At 43.1% G+C, this 16630-nt stretch carries 21 protein-coding genes; 16 read left to right on the top strand and 5 right to left on the bottom strand.

Annotated elements, in window-relative coordinates; all coding sequences use genetic code 11:
* Window positions 1-2 precede the first annotated feature (2 nt).
* Genes FRX57_RS03895 through FRX57_RS03885 form a run of 4 tightly spaced genes read left to right on the top strand, consistent with a single transcriptional unit; the run spans window position 3 to window position 2160 of the window.
* Window positions 3-545, top strand: coding sequence for an NUDIX domain-containing protein (locus FRX57_RS03895; protein WP_146566899.1), 543 nt, complete (start codon window positions 3-5; stop codon window positions 543-545).
* The gene (locus FRX57_RS07630) at window positions 538-708 is read left to right on the top strand and encodes a hypothetical protein (RefSeq protein WP_484377507.1); all 171 of its coding nucleotides are present in this window, start codon (window positions 538-540) and stop codon (window positions 706-708) included. The genes FRX57_RS03895 and FRX57_RS07630 overlap by 8 nt, the downstream gene beginning before the upstream one ends.
* 9 nt (window positions 709-717) lie before the next feature.
* Window positions 718-1416: a 5'-methylthioadenosine/adenosylhomocysteine nucleosidase gene (locus FRX57_RS03890; RefSeq protein ID WP_146566897.1), complete on the top strand. Its 699-nt coding sequence runs from the start codon at window positions 718-720 to the stop codon at window positions 1414-1416.
* A 39-nt stretch (window positions 1417-1455) separates the two neighbouring features.
* Window positions 1456-2160, top strand: coding sequence for a B3/B4 domain-containing protein (locus FRX57_RS03885; RefSeq protein ID WP_146566895.1), 705 nt, complete (start codon window positions 1456-1458; stop codon window positions 2158-2160).
* A 74-nt stretch (window positions 2161-2234) separates the two neighbouring features.
* On the opposite strand, the gene FRX57_RS03880 is transcribed toward FRX57_RS03885, so the two are convergent.
* Window positions 2235-2708 (bottom strand): arginine repressor, encoded by a 474-nt coding sequence (locus FRX57_RS03880; protein WP_146566893.1) that lies wholly within the window; start codon window positions 2706-2708, stop codon window positions 2235-2237.
* Between the two features lie 247 nt (window positions 2709-2955).
* Between FRX57_RS03880 and arcD the strand changes: the two genes are divergently transcribed.
* The 5 genes from arcD (at window position 2956) to FRX57_RS03855 (ending at window position 7660) form a co-directional block, all read left to right on the top strand.
* Window positions 2956-4365, top strand: a complete 1410-nt coding sequence (arcD, locus tag FRX57_RS03875) for an arginine-ornithine antiporter (protein ID WP_146566891.1) — start codon at window positions 2956-2958, stop codon at window positions 4363-4365.
* Between the two features lie 56 nt (window positions 4366-4421).
* On the top strand, window positions 4422-5537 hold the full coding sequence (locus FRX57_RS03870; protein WP_146566889.1) for an aminotransferase: 1116 nt from the start codon (window positions 4422-4424) through the stop codon (window positions 5535-5537).
* A gap of 75 nt (window positions 5538-5612) precedes the next feature.
* Window positions 5613-6152 (top strand): 16S rRNA (guanine(966)-N(2))-methyltransferase RsmD, encoded by a 540-nt coding sequence (rsmD, locus tag FRX57_RS03865; RefSeq protein WP_146566887.1) that lies wholly within the window; start codon window positions 5613-5615, stop codon window positions 6150-6152.
* Window positions 6142-6642 carry a pantetheine-phosphate adenylyltransferase gene (gene coaD, locus FRX57_RS03860; protein ID WP_146566885.1) on the top strand — a complete coding sequence of 167 codons (501 nt, stop codon included), beginning with the start codon at window positions 6142-6144 and terminating at the stop codon, window positions 6640-6642. The genes rsmD and coaD overlap by 11 nt, the downstream gene beginning before the upstream one ends.
* On the top strand, window positions 6620-7660 hold the full coding sequence (locus FRX57_RS03855) for a SepM family pheromone-processing serine protease (RefSeq protein ID WP_146566883.1): 1041 nt from the start codon (window positions 6620-6622) through the stop codon (window positions 7658-7660). Before coaD ends, FRX57_RS03855 begins: the two co-directional genes overlap by 23 nt.
* A gap of 64 nt (window positions 7661-7724) precedes the next feature.
* Here the strand turns inward: FRX57_RS03855 and FRX57_RS03850 are convergent, their stop codons facing one another.
* From FRX57_RS03850 to FRX57_RS03835, 4 genes are all read right to left on the bottom strand, one after another.
* The gene (locus FRX57_RS03850) at window positions 7725-8093 is read right to left on the bottom strand and encodes a VOC family protein (protein WP_146566881.1); all 369 of its coding nucleotides are present in this window, start codon (window positions 8091-8093) and stop codon (window positions 7725-7727) included.
* Window positions 8094-8150: 57 nt separating this feature from the next.
* Window positions 8151-8963: a TIGR03943 family putative permease subunit gene (locus FRX57_RS03845; protein WP_146566879.1), complete on the bottom strand. Its 813-nt coding sequence runs from the start codon at window positions 8961-8963 to the stop codon at window positions 8151-8153.
* Window positions 8960-9865: a permease gene (locus FRX57_RS03840; RefSeq protein WP_146566877.1), complete on the bottom strand. Its 906-nt coding sequence runs from the start codon at window positions 9863-9865 to the stop codon at window positions 8960-8962. The genes FRX57_RS03845 and FRX57_RS03840 overlap by 4 nt, the downstream gene beginning before the upstream one ends.
* A gap of 268 nt (window positions 9866-10133) precedes the next feature.
* Window positions 10134-10328 carry a CsbD family protein gene (locus tag FRX57_RS03835; RefSeq protein WP_146566875.1) on the bottom strand — a complete coding sequence of 65 codons (195 nt, stop codon included), beginning with the start codon at window positions 10326-10328 and terminating at the stop codon, window positions 10134-10136.
* 427 nt (window positions 10329-10755) lie between these two features.
* On the opposite strand from FRX57_RS03835, the gene FRX57_RS03830 reads away from it, so the two are divergent.
* From FRX57_RS03830 to FRX57_RS03800, 7 genes are all read left to right on the top strand, one after another.
* Complete coding sequence (locus tag FRX57_RS03830) at window positions 10756-12882, top strand: Tex family protein (protein WP_146566873.1); 2127 nt, start codon at window positions 10756-10758, stop codon at window positions 12880-12882.
* On the top strand, window positions 12869-13306 hold the full coding sequence (locus tag FRX57_RS03825) for a SprT family protein (protein ID WP_146566871.1): 438 nt from the start codon (window positions 12869-12871) through the stop codon (window positions 13304-13306). Before FRX57_RS03830 ends, FRX57_RS03825 begins: the two co-directional genes overlap by 14 nt.
* Window positions 13307-13383: 77 nt before the next feature.
* On the top strand, window positions 13384-13656 hold the full coding sequence (locus FRX57_RS03820) for a PspC domain-containing protein (protein ID WP_146567257.1): 273 nt from the start codon (window positions 13384-13386) through the stop codon (window positions 13654-13656).
* A gap of 112 nt (window positions 13657-13768) precedes the next feature.
* Complete coding sequence (gene hprK / locus FRX57_RS03815; RefSeq protein ID WP_146566869.1) at window positions 13769-14704, top strand: HPr(Ser) kinase/phosphatase; 936 nt, start codon at window positions 13769-13771, stop codon at window positions 14702-14704.
* Window positions 14697-15476, top strand: a complete 780-nt coding sequence (gene lgt, locus FRX57_RS03810) for a prolipoprotein diacylglyceryl transferase (protein ID WP_146566867.1) — start codon at window positions 14697-14699, stop codon at window positions 15474-15476. Before hprK ends, lgt begins: the two co-directional genes overlap by 8 nt.
* A gap of 38 nt (window positions 15477-15514) precedes the next feature.
* Window positions 15515-15913, top strand: a complete 399-nt coding sequence (locus FRX57_RS03805) for a DUF948 domain-containing protein (protein WP_146566865.1) — start codon at window positions 15515-15517, stop codon at window positions 15911-15913.
* Window positions 15914-16366 (top strand): YtxH domain-containing protein, encoded by a 453-nt coding sequence (locus FRX57_RS03800; RefSeq protein WP_146566863.1) that lies wholly within the window; start codon window positions 15914-15916, stop codon window positions 16364-16366. It abuts the gene before it with no gap.
* The last annotated feature ends 264 nt before the right edge of the window (window positions 16367-16630 follow it).

Genomic DNA, 16630 nt, shown 5'->3' with positions numbered 1-16630 from the left:
CTATGGAAGAAAAAACCCTCAAACGTGACCTTGTTTTTCAAGGAAGGATTTTTGATGTAGCAGTCGATCAGGTGTCTTTTCCCAATGGTGGTCAAAGTAGCCGAGAATTGATTTTTCATAAAGGAGCGGTGGCTATCTTAGCCGTCACGCCTGACCAGAAGATTATTATGGTCAAACAATACCGCAAAGCCATTGAGAAGGTCTCCTATGAAATCCCAGCAGGTAAGCTAGAACTTGGGGAGACAGGTTCAGAAAAAGAGGCGGCCCTACGTGAGTTGGAAGAAGAAACGGCCTACACTGGTCAGCTAGATTTGCTTTATGAATTTTATACCGCCATTGGTTTTTGTAATGAAAAAATCAAGCTCTATCTGGCTAGGGACTTGACCAAGGTAGAAAATCCCCGTCCCCAAGATGAGGATGAATTTATTGAAGTCTTGGAGCTTAGCTATGAAGATTGCATGACCCTGGTTGAGACGGGTCAGATTGAAGATGCCAAGACCATTATTGCCTTGCAATATTATGCCTTACATTTGGCTAATGCCTAGGAGAGACATGATGAAAAAACAACCGTTAACAAGCAGAGAGCCGCTCAGGAGTCGGCGTCAGGCTCAGGCTGAGCGAAAACAGTTTCAACGGCGATTGAACTTGATTTTGTTTTTGGTCTTGACCTTGTTGGCTCTCTTGATTTACGCAATTTTGAAATGGTAGGGAAAAGGGATGAAATTTGGAATTATTGCCGCCATGCAGGAAGAATTGAGTTTCCTGCTGGCGCATTTGGTGGATAAAGAAGAACACTTAGTTTTAGACAAGACCTACTATACGGGTCGCTTGGGCCATCATGAGGTGGTCTTGGTTCAGAGTGGGGTTGGCAAGGTCATGTCAGCTATGAGTGTGGCGATTTTAGCGGAAACATTTGGGGTTGAGGCTATCGTCAATACCGGTTCAGCAGGTGCAGTTAAGACTGGACTAGCAGTGGGTGATGTGGTTGTGGCTGACCGCCTAGCTTATCATGATGTGGATTTGACTGCCTTTGGCTATGCCTATGGCCAAATGTCCATGCAACCCTTGTATTTCGAGAGTGAGCCTGCTTTTATTAAGACATTCAAGGCTGTTTTAGCTGAAAACCACCTACCTAGCCATTTAGGTTTGATTGCGACTGGGGATAGTTTTATTGCTGGTCAGGACAAGATTGCTGCTATCAAAGAAGCCTTTCCCCAAGTCTTGGCAGTAGAGATGGAAGGGGCAGCTATTGCTCAAGCAGCACAGGCCTGTCAACTTCCCTTTGTCGTTGTCCGAGCCATGAGTGACACAGCTGAACATGATGCTAATATTACCTTTGACCAATTTATTATTGAAGCCGGTAAAAAATCAGCCCAGGTCTTGTTGAGTTTTCTGGCCTCTGATGAGCTTGCTTAATTGCTAGAACTAATGATTTTAGAAAAATAGGAGTAGCAGATGACTAAATTTATCATTGACCAATCCTTTTGGGAGCTTTTTCCTCAAGCCAAGATTGGTGTGGTCTTGTTGAAAGACTATCAAGCCATTGGTGACTCGCCCCAGTCCTTGGTTGACCTCTTGGCGGAGAGCAACCAAATGGCTCAACAATATTTGACGGCAGCTAATTTTAGTGACAATCCTGTCATTCAGGTTTACCGTCAGGCCTATCAAAAATTTAAGACCAAAAAAGGTGCCCGGTGTAGTATTGAGGCCCTGTTGAAGCGGAGCCAAGGAGATAGAGCAGTGACCTCTATCAATCCTCTGGTTGATATTTATAATGCAGCTAGTCTGCGTTATGCCCTACCTGTGGGAGCCGAGGATTTAGACACCTTTGTCGGCGATTTGTACCTGACCCAGACTGAGGGTGGCGATGATTTTTATCTGATTGGCGATGGGGAGAATAACCCAACCCTACCAGGAGAAATCTGCTACAAGGATGACCAAGGGGCGGTTTGTCGGTGTTTGAATTGGCGAGATGGCCACCGTACCATGATTAGGGAGCAAACGAAAAATGCCTTTGTGGTCATTGAATTATTGGAGCCAGAGCGGCAGGATGACCTCTTGGCAGCTCTCAACTTTATCGGCCAGCAGGCTAGTGACTACTTATCAGCCAAAGCTGCTATCACCATTCTAGATAAGAACAATAGTTGTTTAGACTTATAAGCATATAATAAATCCTCTGTCAGATGAACAGAGGATTTATTATGACTTGTTTCGTGCTATGATCTTGGTAGAAGTTACTTGTCCCCAAAGAAAAATAGGGGAGGGGTATATTTGCTTAGTTCCTCAAAGCCACGCTGGGCTGCTTCTTGATCTTCACAAATGAGCAAGCAGGTGTCATCTCCACAAATGGTTGCGATGATTTCGGGTAATTGCATGGCATCAATAATAGAGCCAAAGGATTGTGCCAAACCAGGCAGGGTCTTCAAGACGATTTGGTGTTGAACTGGTCGTAGCATAATCAAGGCATCTTCCATATAAAATCTCAGTCGTTGCTCCCAGTGAGCCTGTGAGACACTATGAATTTCATAGTGTGAATCGTCTGAGGCGACCTTAACCAAATTAAGTTCCCTCATGTCACGAGACAAGGTGGCTTGGGTAACATTGACACCATTTTTTTTAAGAGCTTCTTGTAATTCTAATTGGGTGTGAATCTTGGTTTCTGTAACCAAGGAGCGAATTAACTGATGCCGTGCTTCTTTTTTGTTCATCATTTCTCCTTTTCTAACCATGAATCATAAACAGATGTATCTTTAGTATAACAAATAAAAAGTAAAATGTAAACAAAATAATCGTATTTTATATTTTTTATTCGGATATCAAGGAGTGATTGGCGAATTAAAAATACTTATTGATAAGGATAATGAAATTTTTTGCAAAAAAAGATGAAAAATAATCTTGCAAAAAACTAGTATTTTTGGTATTATTATAAAAAATAAAACTTAGGAGAGTATATTTATGTCAACAAATTCCAAAAAAGTTGGGGTTTTTGCTTTAACCGCTTTGGTGATTAGTTCCTCTATTGGATCAGGAATTTTCGCTATTCCGACGGATATGGCAGCCGCTACTGCACCAGGAGGTGCCTTACTAGGTTGGCTGATTGCGGGTATGGGTGTTTTGACCCTCTGTTTGTCAATTGTTAATATTGGTCAGAAAAAACCAGAGCTGGCAGGTATTGTGAGTTATGCTGAAGAGGGATTTGGTCCCTTTAATGGCTTCATCAGTGGCTGGGGTTACTGGTTGTCGGCCTGGTTAGGAACGGTGTCGGTTGTTATCATGATGATGAAGACCCTGTCACGTCTCTTTCCGATTTTTGGTAATGGTGATAATTTCCTCTCCATTGCGGTGGGTTCAGCCCTCTTGTGGTTCTTGTGCTACTTGGTTAATCGTGGGGTGGAAAGTGCTATTGTCCTCAATACCATTATTGCTGTTTGTAAGATTGTGCCCCTAGCCCTTTGTATCATCTTGGCCTTTCTCTTTTTTGATATGGATACCTTTATGACTAATTTTTGGGGTACCCAGTCAGGTCAGTTTGAATTGAGCAGTGTTGCCAAACAGGTGCAAAATTCCATGATGACCATCATGTGGGTTTTCGTTGGTATTGAGGGAGCTGCTATGATGTCAGATCGTGCTAAGAGTCAATCTGTTGTTGGTAAATCAACAGTTCTTGGTTTGATTAGCCTGGCTATCATTTATGTGTCGGCTTCTATCTTGCCTTATGGTATTTTGACACAAGAGCAGATTGCCAATCTACCTAGTCCAGCCCTAGGCTATGTCTTTACCCAAGACGTCGGAAGCTGGTTTCCCATTTTTGTTAATATTGCCTTGGTGATTTCTTTGTTTGGTTCATGGTTGTCTTGGATGATGCTGCCAGTGGAAACAACAGCCATCATGGCTCAACGTCACCTCTTGTCGCCTAAATTTGCTGAACTTAATGACAAGGACGTGCCAACCTTCTCTTTGGTTTTCATGACCGCCTTGATTCAGGTCTTTATGCTGACCCTCTTGGTGACAGACCAAGCCTATCAGTTTGCTTATACTCTATGTACCGCCTCTATGTTTATTTCTTGGCTATATGTGGTGCTTTATCAGGTCAAATTGGCCTATCAAACCAAGGAAATGGGGCAACTCTGGATTGGCTTGGCGGGTTCAGCCTTCTTCATCTGGGTCATCTGGGTGTCAGGATTTGACTATGTTTTGCTCTGCTTGATTGCCTATTTGGCTGGGATTGCCTTTTATTATCAGGCCCGTAAACAGGCTGGTTTCAAGACCGTCTTTTCACAAAAAGAATGGCTCTTGGTGGCTGTTTTAGTCCTTGGTGCCATCTGGGCTCTTGCTCGCCTCTTTGGTGGTCAAATTACGATTTAAGATAGCATAAAAGAGTTTGGTTAGCCAAACTCTTTTAGCACAAGAAAGGAGAATTTATGGAAATAAAGGCCTTTGGCGTGGAAGAATGGCTCAATACTTGGGAAAATGATGCCATCTATGATATTGCGGGCAGTTCAATCGCCTCGCTGACCTTGGAAGAAATTTTTCAGCTAGGGTCTGGGAAGGAAAAGCTTTTAAGTCAACTCTTGCCCAAAAAGATGAATTATGGCTGGATTGAGGGGTCACCAGACTTTAAGGAAGAGGTTGCCAAACTTTATAAAAGGGTCAAGCCCAGTCAGGTCTTACAGACCAACGGTGCGACAGGGGCTAATTACTTGGCCCTCTATGCCTTGATTGAACCAGGAGACCATGTGATTTCCCTCTATCCCACCTATCAGCAGCTGACAGATATCCCACGTTCGCTGGGGGCTGAAGTCAGCCTCTGGCAGATTAGGGAGGAAGATGGTTGGCTGCCCTCTTTGGCTGACTTACGTCAACTCATCCGTCCCAATACCAAGATGATTTGTATCAATAATGCCAACAACCCGACAGGAGCCCTGATGGACGCTAGCTACTTGACGGAATTGGTCAGTATTGCCCAAAAGGTGGGGGCTTATATCCTGTCTGACGAGGTTTACCAACCCTTAGAGCTAGGGCTTGAAATACCGGCTATTGTTGACCTGTATGACAAGGGAATTTCAACCAACAGTCTCTCCAAAACCTATTCCGTGCCTGGTATTCGGATTGGTTGGGTGGTAGCCAATAATCAGCTGACGGATTTATTTAGGAAATATCGTGATTACACCATGATTTGTGGGGGTGTTTTTGATGATTTTATCGCAACCCATGTTTTGAGACACAAGGACGACATCTTACAACGTAACCGTTCCATTGTTGAGGAAAATTTAGCCCTAGTCAAGGATTGGGTGGCCAAGGAGCCACGTGTGTCTCTGGTCTTTCCCCGCCATGTGTCCACCTCTTTTATCAAGTTAGCTATTCCAGAAGAGACAGAAAGTTTCTGTATCCGTCTTCTCAAGGAAAAGGGAGTGCTCCTGGTGCCAGGCAATCGTTTTGACCTGCCTGGCTATGCTCGCTTGGGCTATTGTGCCCCCAGAGATGTTTTGGTGGCTGGTTTGGCTGCCTTGTCGGATTTTCTGAGACAGTATGATTGAGGATAAGGAGGGAGAAATCAAGATTTTCTCTTTCTTTTTTCATCATTTACTTAAAAATCTGTTATAATAGGGGTTATGAGAGTTGTAGCAGGAGAATTTGGTGGTCGTCCCTTGAAAACCTTAGCGGGTCGAACGACAAGACCAACGACAGACAAGGTTAAGGGGGCCATGTTCAACATGATTGGTCCTTATTTTGAAGGGGGACGAGTTCTTGATTTATTTGCGGGCAGTGGTGGTTTGGCCATCGAAGCTATTTCACGTGGCATGGACAGTGCCGTTTTGGTAGAAAAAGACCGAAAAGCCCAGCAAATTATCGAGGAAAATATTAAAATGACCCAGGCACTGGCGGCTTTCACCCTGTTAAGGATGGATGCCAATCGGGCCTTGCAACAACTAACTGGAAAATTTGATTTGGTTCTGCTAGATCCTCCTTATGCCGAGGAGGAGATTGTCCGTCAGGTGACTGAACTGGAAGAACGAGCCCTCCTAGCACAGGAGGTTATGATTGTCTGTGAGACGGATAGGGCGGTGGACCTGCCAGAGGAAATCAGTAACTTTGGGATTTGGAAGCAAAAAATTTATGGGATTAGTAAGGTAACGGTCTATGTCAGGTAGAATTGGTCTGTTGGCAGGTAGTTTCGATCCGGTCACTTTTGGGCATTTGGACATCATTAGACGGGCTAGTCAGCTTTTTGACCAGCTTTATGTAGGAATTTTTTTTAATCGTGACAAGTCTGGTTATTTTGATGTAGCTACCCGCCAAAAATTACTCAGGGCTAGTTTGCAAGACCTGGCCAATGTCAAGGTGATTCTGGCCCAAGACAGTTTGGCGGTGGATATTGCTCAAGAATTAGGAGTGACCCATCTAGTTCGTGGCTTGCGTAACGCTAATGATTTAGCCTATGAGATGGAATTATCCTTTTTTAATCAGCAACTCGCGGAAGACTTGGAGACGATTTTTCTCTTGACGGCTCCCCAGTGGCAGCATGTTAGCTCCAGTCGAGTTAGGGAGTTAATTGCCTTTGGCGCAGATATCAGCCCCTTTGTTCCCCAAGCAGTAGTAAGGAAAGTGAATGAATGTCATGAAAAAAAACAAACGATTTAAATGGTGGCTACTGAGCCTCTGCTCAGTTCTAGTCGTGCTCTTTGCCTTTTTATACCCTTTGCCCTATTACTTAGAGCTTCCTGGCGGAGCCTATGATATTAGAACAGCCCTAACGGTTGATGGTAAAGAGGATAAGAAGAAGGGTTCTTATTATTTCACGGCTGTCAGTGTTGGTCGGGCTACCCTAGCTCACGTCATTTATGCCTGGCTAACTCCTTTTAGTGAGATTCAGTCGGAAAAGGGAACAACAGGTGGTTATAGTGAAGAGGATTATGTCCGCATTAATCAATTTTATATGGAAACCTCACAAAATGGAGCGGTTTATCAGGCCCTTAAACTAGCAGATCGACCGGTCAGCCTTGACTTTCTTGGTGTTTATGTCCTTGATGTGGCGGAAGATTCGACTTTCAGAGGTATTTTAAATCTAGCAGATACGGTGACTGGGGTTAATGATAAAACGTTCAAGAGTTCAAAAGAGTTGATTGATTATGTCGGTGGATTGACCATTGGTGACAAGGTCAGTGTGCAATACACCTCAGATGGTAAGCAAAAATCAGCTGAGGGGAAGATTATCAAATTATCTAACGGCAGAAATGGGATCGGTATCGGTCTAGTTGACCATACACAGATCTCTTCGGATGTGGCTGTTAAATTCACCTTAGACGGTGTCGGAGGCCCAAGTGCAGGCTTGATGTTTACCCTAGCCATTTATGATCAATTGATTGATGAAGATCTCCGCAAGGGAAGGGTAATTGCTGGGACGGGAACCATTGAACAAGATGGGTCAGTAGGAGATATTGGTGGCGCCGGACTCAAGGTGGTTGCCGCTGATAAGAGTGGAGCGGATATTTTCTTTGTTCCCAACAATCCAGTAGATGAGGCTATTTTGAAAGAAAATCCTGATGCTAAAACCAATTATCAAGAAGCCCTTCAAGCGGCCGAAAAACTCAAGACTAAAATGAAAATTGTACCTGTGAAAAATGTTCAAGAAGCCCTTGATTATTTACGTCAACAGTAACAACAAAACACCTGGCTTTGGTCAGCTTGCCTAAGAGCGAGACTGATAAAAGCCAGATGTTTTTTTATTTTTCTTTCACGGCGTAGTAGTGGCCACTAGGTGCCTGGAAATTAAAGTTTCTAAAGGGTTGGTCTTGAATATCCCCAATAGCGGGAGCATGAGCCTTGATGTTGCTGTGAAGCTCAGCTAAATGTTCAGTTTCAAAGAGGATGCTGGGCTGGTGATTAGCGACCTCAGGAGAAACCTGCTTGATAAATTCCAAGTCAAAGACGGTAAAGGTAACAGGTGATGTGGCGTCAACTTTCATATCAAATGTTGGGTAGCCCATCAGGTCTTCCTTATCCGTAATGGTAAAGCCAATCGCCTGCCAGAAAGTCTTGTCAGCTAGGACATCAGAACTGTAAAGCATGATGGAAAAGTCTTTGTGAAACATTCTAGTCTCCTTACTAGTAATTTATTTCATTATAGCATAATTGAAGTCGGATTCCTTTTAAAATGCTCGATAAACATAGGGATTGTCAGGTGGGTCAATCAGGGCGACTTGGCTAACTTGTAGGAAAGGAAGTCTTTGGTTTAAGTCTTTTTGGTAGCCCAAGTGCAGGGTTCCAGTAACCCTGAGCCAGCTATTATCAGGGAAGTTTTTCTGATAGCCTTTGGTTAGAAGGCCATAGACTCCTGAATCAGCAATGCAGTGGATAATGCCAAAACGAAAGAGGTAGAGTTCCTTGCTTGACTTAGGCTTGTTGTAGACAAAGCCAGTGAGACTAATTTGACGGTTGACAAACTGCTGGGGGAACAGATAGATGAGTTCCAAAACTTCCATGTAATTGTCTTGGTTAATGGTAATGGTTTCTTGACCATCATATTTTTTAAGGGCCTGAGTCATTTCTTGTTGATAACTGGTGGGGGTAAAATAAGAACTGGAATCTGGTTTTAGGTATTGTTGATTAGTATCGTCTGTAGGATCACTGGTTTTACCAGTTGGCAGAGCAGTTGGAAAGTGATATCCCTTGGCCTCAACGATACTAGAGTCTAAGCTGACTTGGGGGAGAAAAAAGCCGACAAGTAGGGGAAAACTCAGCAGAATGAAGGACAACTGGTTTGATTTTTTGTCTACTGTTCTTGTTTGTTGACTCTCTTTCATCCAAATATAGAGTTGATTTAGTAAGAAAAATAAACTGAGTACCATGGACAAGTAGACGAGGTAGCGATAGTGGCGGCTGATATATTGATCAAGTTTTCCTGTTAATTGCAAGTAGATGGCCAGTTCAAAATAACCAGCTAGGATAAAAAATCGACTCATAGGAGTACCTCCAGAATTAGGCTGAACAGTAAGACGAGGCTACTTGAGAGGGCAATAAATTGCCAAATAAAGGTGGGCTTAAACACTTTTCTCATCATCAGTAGATTTTTCAAATCAAGTAAGGGACCAAACAGGAGGAAGGCTAGTACGGGTGTTATTCCGAAACTTCCAAGCAAGGAAGCTCCAATAAAGGCATCAGCCTCACTACAAAGGGAGAGGGTAAAGGCTAGCCCCATCATGGCTAAAATAGCTAAACTAGGTGTTTGGGTAACCTGTCTGAGCCAGGTTGTTGGCAGATAGACTTGCATAGCAGCAGCTGCTAGACTTCCCCCAACCAGATAGCTCCCCGTGTTGAAAAAATCATCAATGGCATGACGACTGACAAACAGTAGTTTAGCCCTAACCGTTTTTGCTTCATGATGATGGTGCTTCTTAAGAGGAGGCTCGTCTTTTAAAATATCAGGTTTGATAAGATAGACCAGAGCCAACCCCATACAGAAGGCTACTAGACTGGCCCCCACGAGTCGTAAGATGACAAAGGTCCAGGAGTAGCCAAAGGCTGAGTAGGTAGCAAAGAGTACAATGGGATTGATAACCGGAGCGGTCATCATAAAGGGGATGGCTGCATGGCTAGGTAGCTTCTTTTCTAGTAGCTTATGAACAATTGGAACGATGCCGCATTCACAAGAGGGGAAGAAGAAGGCAGCTAGAAGACCAAACATAATTTGGCCTAAGGGGTGTTTAGGTAAGTAGTTGCTCATTCGCTCCGGGGTGATAAAGACTTCAAGAAAACCTGATAGTAAGGTTCCTAAAAAAATGAAGGGAAGAGCCTCAATCATAATAGACATAAAAATGGTTAGGACTTGCAAGAGACTATTGGGGAGAAAAGATAGGATAGTCATGAGATAAACTCCTTGGTGACATGATGATCTCCTAAAAACTAATGATTTCCTTAAAAATCTCACGTTTTTTCTTGAAAGCTGAACAATATTCCAGCACTATTTATTGTATCATAAGCTACTGTTTTCATCACTTCCTAGGCTAAGGGCAGGTTAGATTCTTCTGTCTTGGAGCAAGGTGTTAATGGAGAAAATCATCATTCTCAATTGACATAAAAAGAAAAAGCCAAGGGAAGCTGCCCTTGGCTATCTTGTTGGGAGGAAGATTTGTTTAGTCCTTGCTGAGACCAGAAAGGGCACCTTTGACAGTGTCTTTAACATCCTCCAAGGTTTCTTTGGCTTTGCCGGCCAATGTTCCTACTTGACCCTCAGTTTCCGTTGCCTTGTCACCGGTAACCTTACCAAAGGCCTCTTTAACACCACCTGCAACTTGTTCAAGTTTTGCGTTCAATTTTTCTTCTGACATATCATACTCCTTTAGTTATTCTTAGTTCAGTAGAGATAGGGGGATTGTTGTAGAACCTACAATGGACCAGTTTGGTCTCCCCCTATCACGCGATGAAATGTTCTGAGAAAAGTTAGCTAATCCCTTTCCTCACAATGGCTGACATCACTGTCATAAGAAGAGCAGTGAATGAGTGCTACCGGTAGTTTCACTCAAGGCATCTATATAAAATAGATAAGAGTTGTTAACATCTTTAGCATACCATCTTTTGTTTGAAAAAACAAATAATATGATTGTTTACCAGATAAATGATAGCAAAATGACATTATTTTTTGATATTGTCTTTTATTTTTAATCTAATGTTAATAGTTTCCTTCACAAAGGCAATGAAGTATTTAATTTATGATCCCAATGTGCCATTTTGGCTGAAAAAGGGTATAATAGGGTCATGGAAAATATGATTAAAATTGCCCAGGAATTGGGGCTGAAAGACAAACAAGTCAGTCAGGTGCTTAATCTGGCGGCTGAGGGAAATACCATCCCTTTCATTGCGCGTTACCGTAAGGAATTAACAGGAAACCTGGATGAAGTGCAAATCAAGGCTATTCTTGATTTGGACAAGAGCTTAACCAATTTGGCTGATCGTAAACAAACGGTCTTGACTAAGATTGACCAACAGGGTAAACTGACAGACAATCTGAAACTGGCTATCTTACAGGCAGAGAAACTGGCTGATGTGGAAGAGCTATATTTACCTTATAAGGAAAAACGGCGGACCAAGGCCACCATTGCGCGTGAGCATGGGCTGGCAGACTTGACCCGCTTGCTGCTTTTGGATGATCGTCAGTTGGAAGAAAAAGCTCAACAATTTCTTAGTGAGGCATTTCCAACGGTAGCTGCTGCCTTAACAGGAGCGGTAGATATTCTGATTGAAGCCTTAGCAGAAGATAACAACCTGCGTTCCTGGACCTATAATGACATTTGGGCCAATAGTCAGCTGGTGTCTAGTCTCAAAGCTCCGGACCTAGATGCTCAAGAAACCTTTAAGATGTATTATGAGTTTAGTGAAAGGGTCAAAGATCTGAAAGGCTACCGCCTACTAGCCCTCAATCGTGGTGAAAAATTAGGGGTTTTAACGGTCAAATTTACCCATCAATTGGACAAAATCCTTCGTTTTTATTTGGCTCGTTTTAAGCAGGTCAATCCTTACATTGAAGAAGCCGTAACTAAGGCAGCCAAAACCAAAATCATCCCAGCCATGGAGCGACGGATTAGGTCAGAACTGAGTGAACAGGCAGAAAATGGAGCCATTGATTTGTTTTCAAACAATCTTCGTCAGTTACTCCTGGTCTCTCCCCTTAAAGGGAAAGTGGTCCTCGGTTTTGACCCTGCCTTTCGGACAGGGGCCAAGTTGGCAGTTGTTGACCAGACCGGTAAATTGTTGGTCACAGAGGTAATCTATCCAGTGCCACCAGCCTCGCAAGCCAAGATTGAACAGGCCAAGGCTAGTTTGTCACAATTATTAGAGGATTATGGGGTTGAGCTGATTGCTATTGGTAATGGGACAGCCAGTCGCGAAAGTGAGGCCTTTGTTGCCCAGGTCTTGAAAAATCATCCCAAAGTTTCCTATGTGATTGTTAATGAGAGTGGGGCATCGGTTTACTCAGCCAGCGATTTGGCGCGGGCTGAATTTCCTGATTTGACGGTTGAAAAACGTTCTGCCATTTCCATTGCCCGCCGCCTGCAAGATCCTTTGGCCGAGCTAGTCAAGATTGATCCTAAGTCTATTGGGGTTGGTCAATATCAGCACGATGTTAGTCAGAAAAAACTATCAGAAAAATTGGATTTTGTGGTAGAAACAGTGGTCAACCAAGTTGGGGTCAATATCAATACAGCCAGTCCTGCCTTGCTTTCCCGTGTGGCGGGCTTAAACAAAACCATTTCTGAAAATATCGTTAGTTTTCGTGAGGCCCGAGGGGGAATTCGTAGTCGACAGGAAATTAAAAGCGTTCCCCGTTTGGGGGCCAAGGCTTTTGAACAAGCTGCAGGATTTTTGCGAATTCCAGAAGGTGATTATTTTTTAGATAATACAGGGGTCCATCCGGAATCTTATCCGATTGTGGAAAAATTATTCCATACGTTGGGATTGACTGAGCTAACTCAAGAGGCTAAGGAGACCCTTGAGCAGTTAGATGTCTTAACAATGGCTCAACAATTAGAGGTTGGGGTCTTGACCTTGCAAGATATTGTGGAGGATTTGCTTAAGCCAGGTCGTGACTTACGAGATAATTTTGAAGCTCCCGTTCTTCGCCAGGATGTTCTAGACATCAAGGATTTGCAAGTTGGTCAGCAGTTAGAGGGGACGGTCCGTAATGTGGTTGATTTTGGGGCCTTTGTGGATATTGGGATCCATGATGATGGCCTTGTTCATATTTCTGATATGCGACGCTCTTTTGTTAAGCACCCGAGCCAGGTGGTCTCTGTCGGAGAGATTGTTACCGTATGGATCAAGTCCATTGATGTGCAGCGTGGTAAAATTAATTTAAGTTTGGTCAAGCCAGATGAGACTCACTGACTATGTTAAGCAGGTGTCGCTAGAGGATTTTGGTTGGGAATTTACCCACCAAGCTTATTGGAATAAGCGACTACGAACAACGGGAGGTCGTTTCTTTCCTGGTGATGGGCATTTGGATTTTAATTTAGGCATCTATCAGGAATATGGAGAGGCTATTTTCCGGAAAATTGTCCGTCATGAGCTCTGTCACTACCACCTGTATTTCCAAGGTCGGGGTTATCGCCATCGTGACCAAGATTTTAAGCAGCTATTAGCCCAAGTGGATGGTCTGCGGTATGCTCCATCCTTATCGGAAAAAGGGAATGGCTATCATTATTTTTGCGTTTTTTGTCATCTCAGCTACCAGAGAAAGCGGCGGTTAAATCTAGCCCGTTATCGTTGTGGTAAGTGTCATGGCAGGTTGAAAGAGAAAAATCAGTCATAGGACTGATGACAATAGAGCTAATCCGGGTTATAATCGAATCATAAAAGTTGATTACAATCCAGAACAGGAGGATTATGATGACATCAGCATTTTATAAATTAAAACGAGGTAGAGTAGTTAGTGGCGTGATTGCTGGCCTGGCGGATAAGTTTGGCTGGGATTTGAGTTTAGCTCGGGTTCTGACGGCTATTTTTATCTATTTTTCAGGTGGTTTTGGTCTTTTTCTCTATATCGTCATGGCAAGCATATTGCCTTATAAGCTAGAGGAAAAAGAGACTTATAGTCAGCAAGCTCGAGGAAGAAGGCGCAAGGAAGCTAAGGTTGTTGAAGATGACGACTGGGTTTGGTAGCTACTAATAAAGTAATCAGTAGTGGGGGTACAAGGAAAGATGATGATCGACTTTGTGCTCCCACTTTCTCTTTTGACCTGAAATATGTTAAAATAAATAAAAAGGAGAACATATGACAGTTACTGTAAAGATGCTAGTTGATAAGGTCAAGTTAGAGACGATTTATGCCAATGATGACCTCTTATCTAAACCGATTACAACTTCTGATATTTCTCGTCCAGGTTTGGAAATGACAGGGTATTTCGACTATTATGCTCCTGAGCGTATTCAGCTGATTGGAATGAAGGAATGGTCCTATATGATGGCCATGACAGCCAATAATCGTTATGCTGTCTTGAAGCATATGTTTCGAGATAGCACACCGGCAATGGTTGTGGCGCGTAGTTTGGAGATTCCAGAGGAAATGCTTCAAGCTGCTCAAGAGGAAGGCACAGCCTTGTTGCGTAGTCACCTACCGACCAGTATTTTATCTGGTGAGATGTCTTGGTACCTCAATTCAAGTCTAGCTGAGCGGACCAGTGTCCATGGCGTGCTGATGGATATTTATGGCATGGGGGTTCTGATTCAAGGCGATAGTGGTATTGGTAAGAGCGAGACGGGCTTGGAGTTGGTGAAACGTGGCCACCGTCTAGTAGCTGATGACCGAGTGGATATTTATGCCAGAGATGAGGAAACCCTTTGGGGAGAACCGGCCGAGATTCTTCGCCATCTTTTGGAAATTAGAGGGGTTGGGATTATTGATGTGATGAGCCTTTATGGGGCGAGTGCTGTTCGCAATTCCTCTCAGGTCCAACTAGCGGTCTATCTGGAAAATTATGAACCTAATAAGGATTTTGACCGTCTGGGAAATAAAAAAGAAGAAATCGAGCTGTCGGGAGTGAAGATTCCTTATATTCGGATTCCTGTCAAAACAGGACGGAATATTTCAGTAGTTATTGAAGCAGCAGCCATGAATTATCGAGCTAAACAGATGGGCTATGATGCGACTAAGACGTTTGAAGATCGGTTGACGCAATTGATTAGTGAGAATGGAGCTAGCCATGATTAGTCCGATTTTAATTGAGCTAGGTCCCTTGACTATTCGTTGGTATGCAATTTGTATTGTAGTTGGCTTAATCTTAGGTGTTTACTTGGCCATTAAGGCTGCTCCTAGTAAAAAGATTACAGCTGATGACGTCTTGGATTTGATTTTACTAGCCTTTCCCTTGTCCATCTTGGGAGCAAGAGTATACTATGTTATTTTTTCCTGGTCCTACTATAAGGACCATCTGGCTGAAATACCAGCCATTTGGAATGGGGGTATTGCGATTTACGGTGGGATTTTAACAGGAATTGCTTGTGTTTACTGGTTTACCCGCCGTCGTTTTATCAATACTTTAGATTTCTTAGATTTGATCGCTCCCAGTCTTATCTTAGCCCAAAGTATCGGCCGCTGGGGAAATTTCTTCAATCAGGAGGCTTATGGTCAGGCAGTTGCAAACCTCAACTACCTGCCAACCTTTATCCGGCAACAGATGTATATTGATGGTGATTACCGTACACCGACTTTTTTATATGAATCCCTATGGAATCTTTTAGGATTTATTGTGATGATGGGAGCTAGTCGTCGCAAGGATTTTCTTAAACGAGGCGATTTTACAGCCTTCTATCTCATTTGGTATGGTGTGGGGCGTTTCATCATTGAAGGTATGCGGACAGATAGCCTGATGTGGTTGTCTATTCGAGTTTCCCAGTGGTTATCCTTGATCTTGGTGATTCTTGGTCTAGGATTACTTCTTGTTGGTCGTGGTCAAAAAGACAAGGTAGCCTACCATCTGTAGTGACTTGTCATGTTTAATAGTTAGAGGAGAATAGATAAATGGATTTAGGTGGCATTGCCCTATTAATTATTGCCTTAGCAGTTGTTTTGTTAGTGGTCTATTTGGTTATTTTACTAAGTAAGGTTTCTCGGACAGTGGACGAGACAACCAAGACCATTCAGGTATTAACTAGCGATTTAGATGTTACCCTGCATTTGACCAATGAATTATTGGCTAAAACAAATGTTTTAGTGGAAGATGTCAATGGTAAGGTATCAACCATTGATCCCCTTTTTGCAGCTGTGGCTGATTTATCGGTTAGTGTTTCAGATTTGAACACTCAAGCCCGTCAGTTTAGCCAAAAGGCTAGCACGGGGTCAAGTGTTGTCAAGGCAGGTGTTGCGACCGGAGCAACTCGGATGGCGACAAAATTATTTCGGAAAAAAGGAGGAAAATAGATGACTAAGTTATTGAAGACCGTATTTTGGGGTAGTCTATCAGGAGCGGCAGCCGCTTACTTGTTGACGAGTCAAAAGGGGAAACAGTTACAAGGGAAGGTTACCGACTTTGTAACAGATTATCAAGAGTCTCCTGAGGATTATAACCAAAAGTTGAAAGAAATGGTTATAGGTTATAAGGATAAGGCGCTTAATCAAGTACAGTCTTATAAGCAGCAATGGGAGACAGGTGAGTTGACCAAGGAAGATTTGTTGGCAAACTTGAAGGAGCGAACGGGGGAAGTCTTGGATTTAGCAAGTGATGGTCTTAATCAGGTCAAAACTAAGGTTCAAGAGGAGCTAGAAGGAGATGATTCTCAAGACGTGGCTGATCAGCAATTGCCCAAAGTAGGCGTTGTGGTAGACGATATTGTTATTGAGTATCAAGAGCAAACAAGTCAAGAAAAAGAGTAGGAGTTCTTAGCGAATTCCTTACGGGGGTAGACGATTAAAAGAGCCTAGTTGACTGGACTAGGCTCTTTTCGTCTGGTTTGTTGTGAGACTTATGATAAGATGCAGGTACAAGGAAAGAATAGGATTAGCCTGACTTGGTCACATCTAGTGGGTTTGGATTTGTGATGGGTTAGGTCAGGTTAAGGTAGAAATAAAAATCACTGGGTTGAGCAGCAAATCTAGCGAAAATTTGTGGCATGTTCACATATTTTATAAAAAATAACA

The sequence above is a fragment of the Streptococcus cuniculipharyngis genome (genome assembly GCF_007859195.1).
Lineage (GTDB): Bacteria > Bacillota > Bacilli > Lactobacillales > Streptococcaceae > Streptococcus > Streptococcus cuniculipharyngis.
Note: the sequence above shows the minus strand (reverse complement) of the source record. Positions and strands in the feature narration are given on the sequence as shown.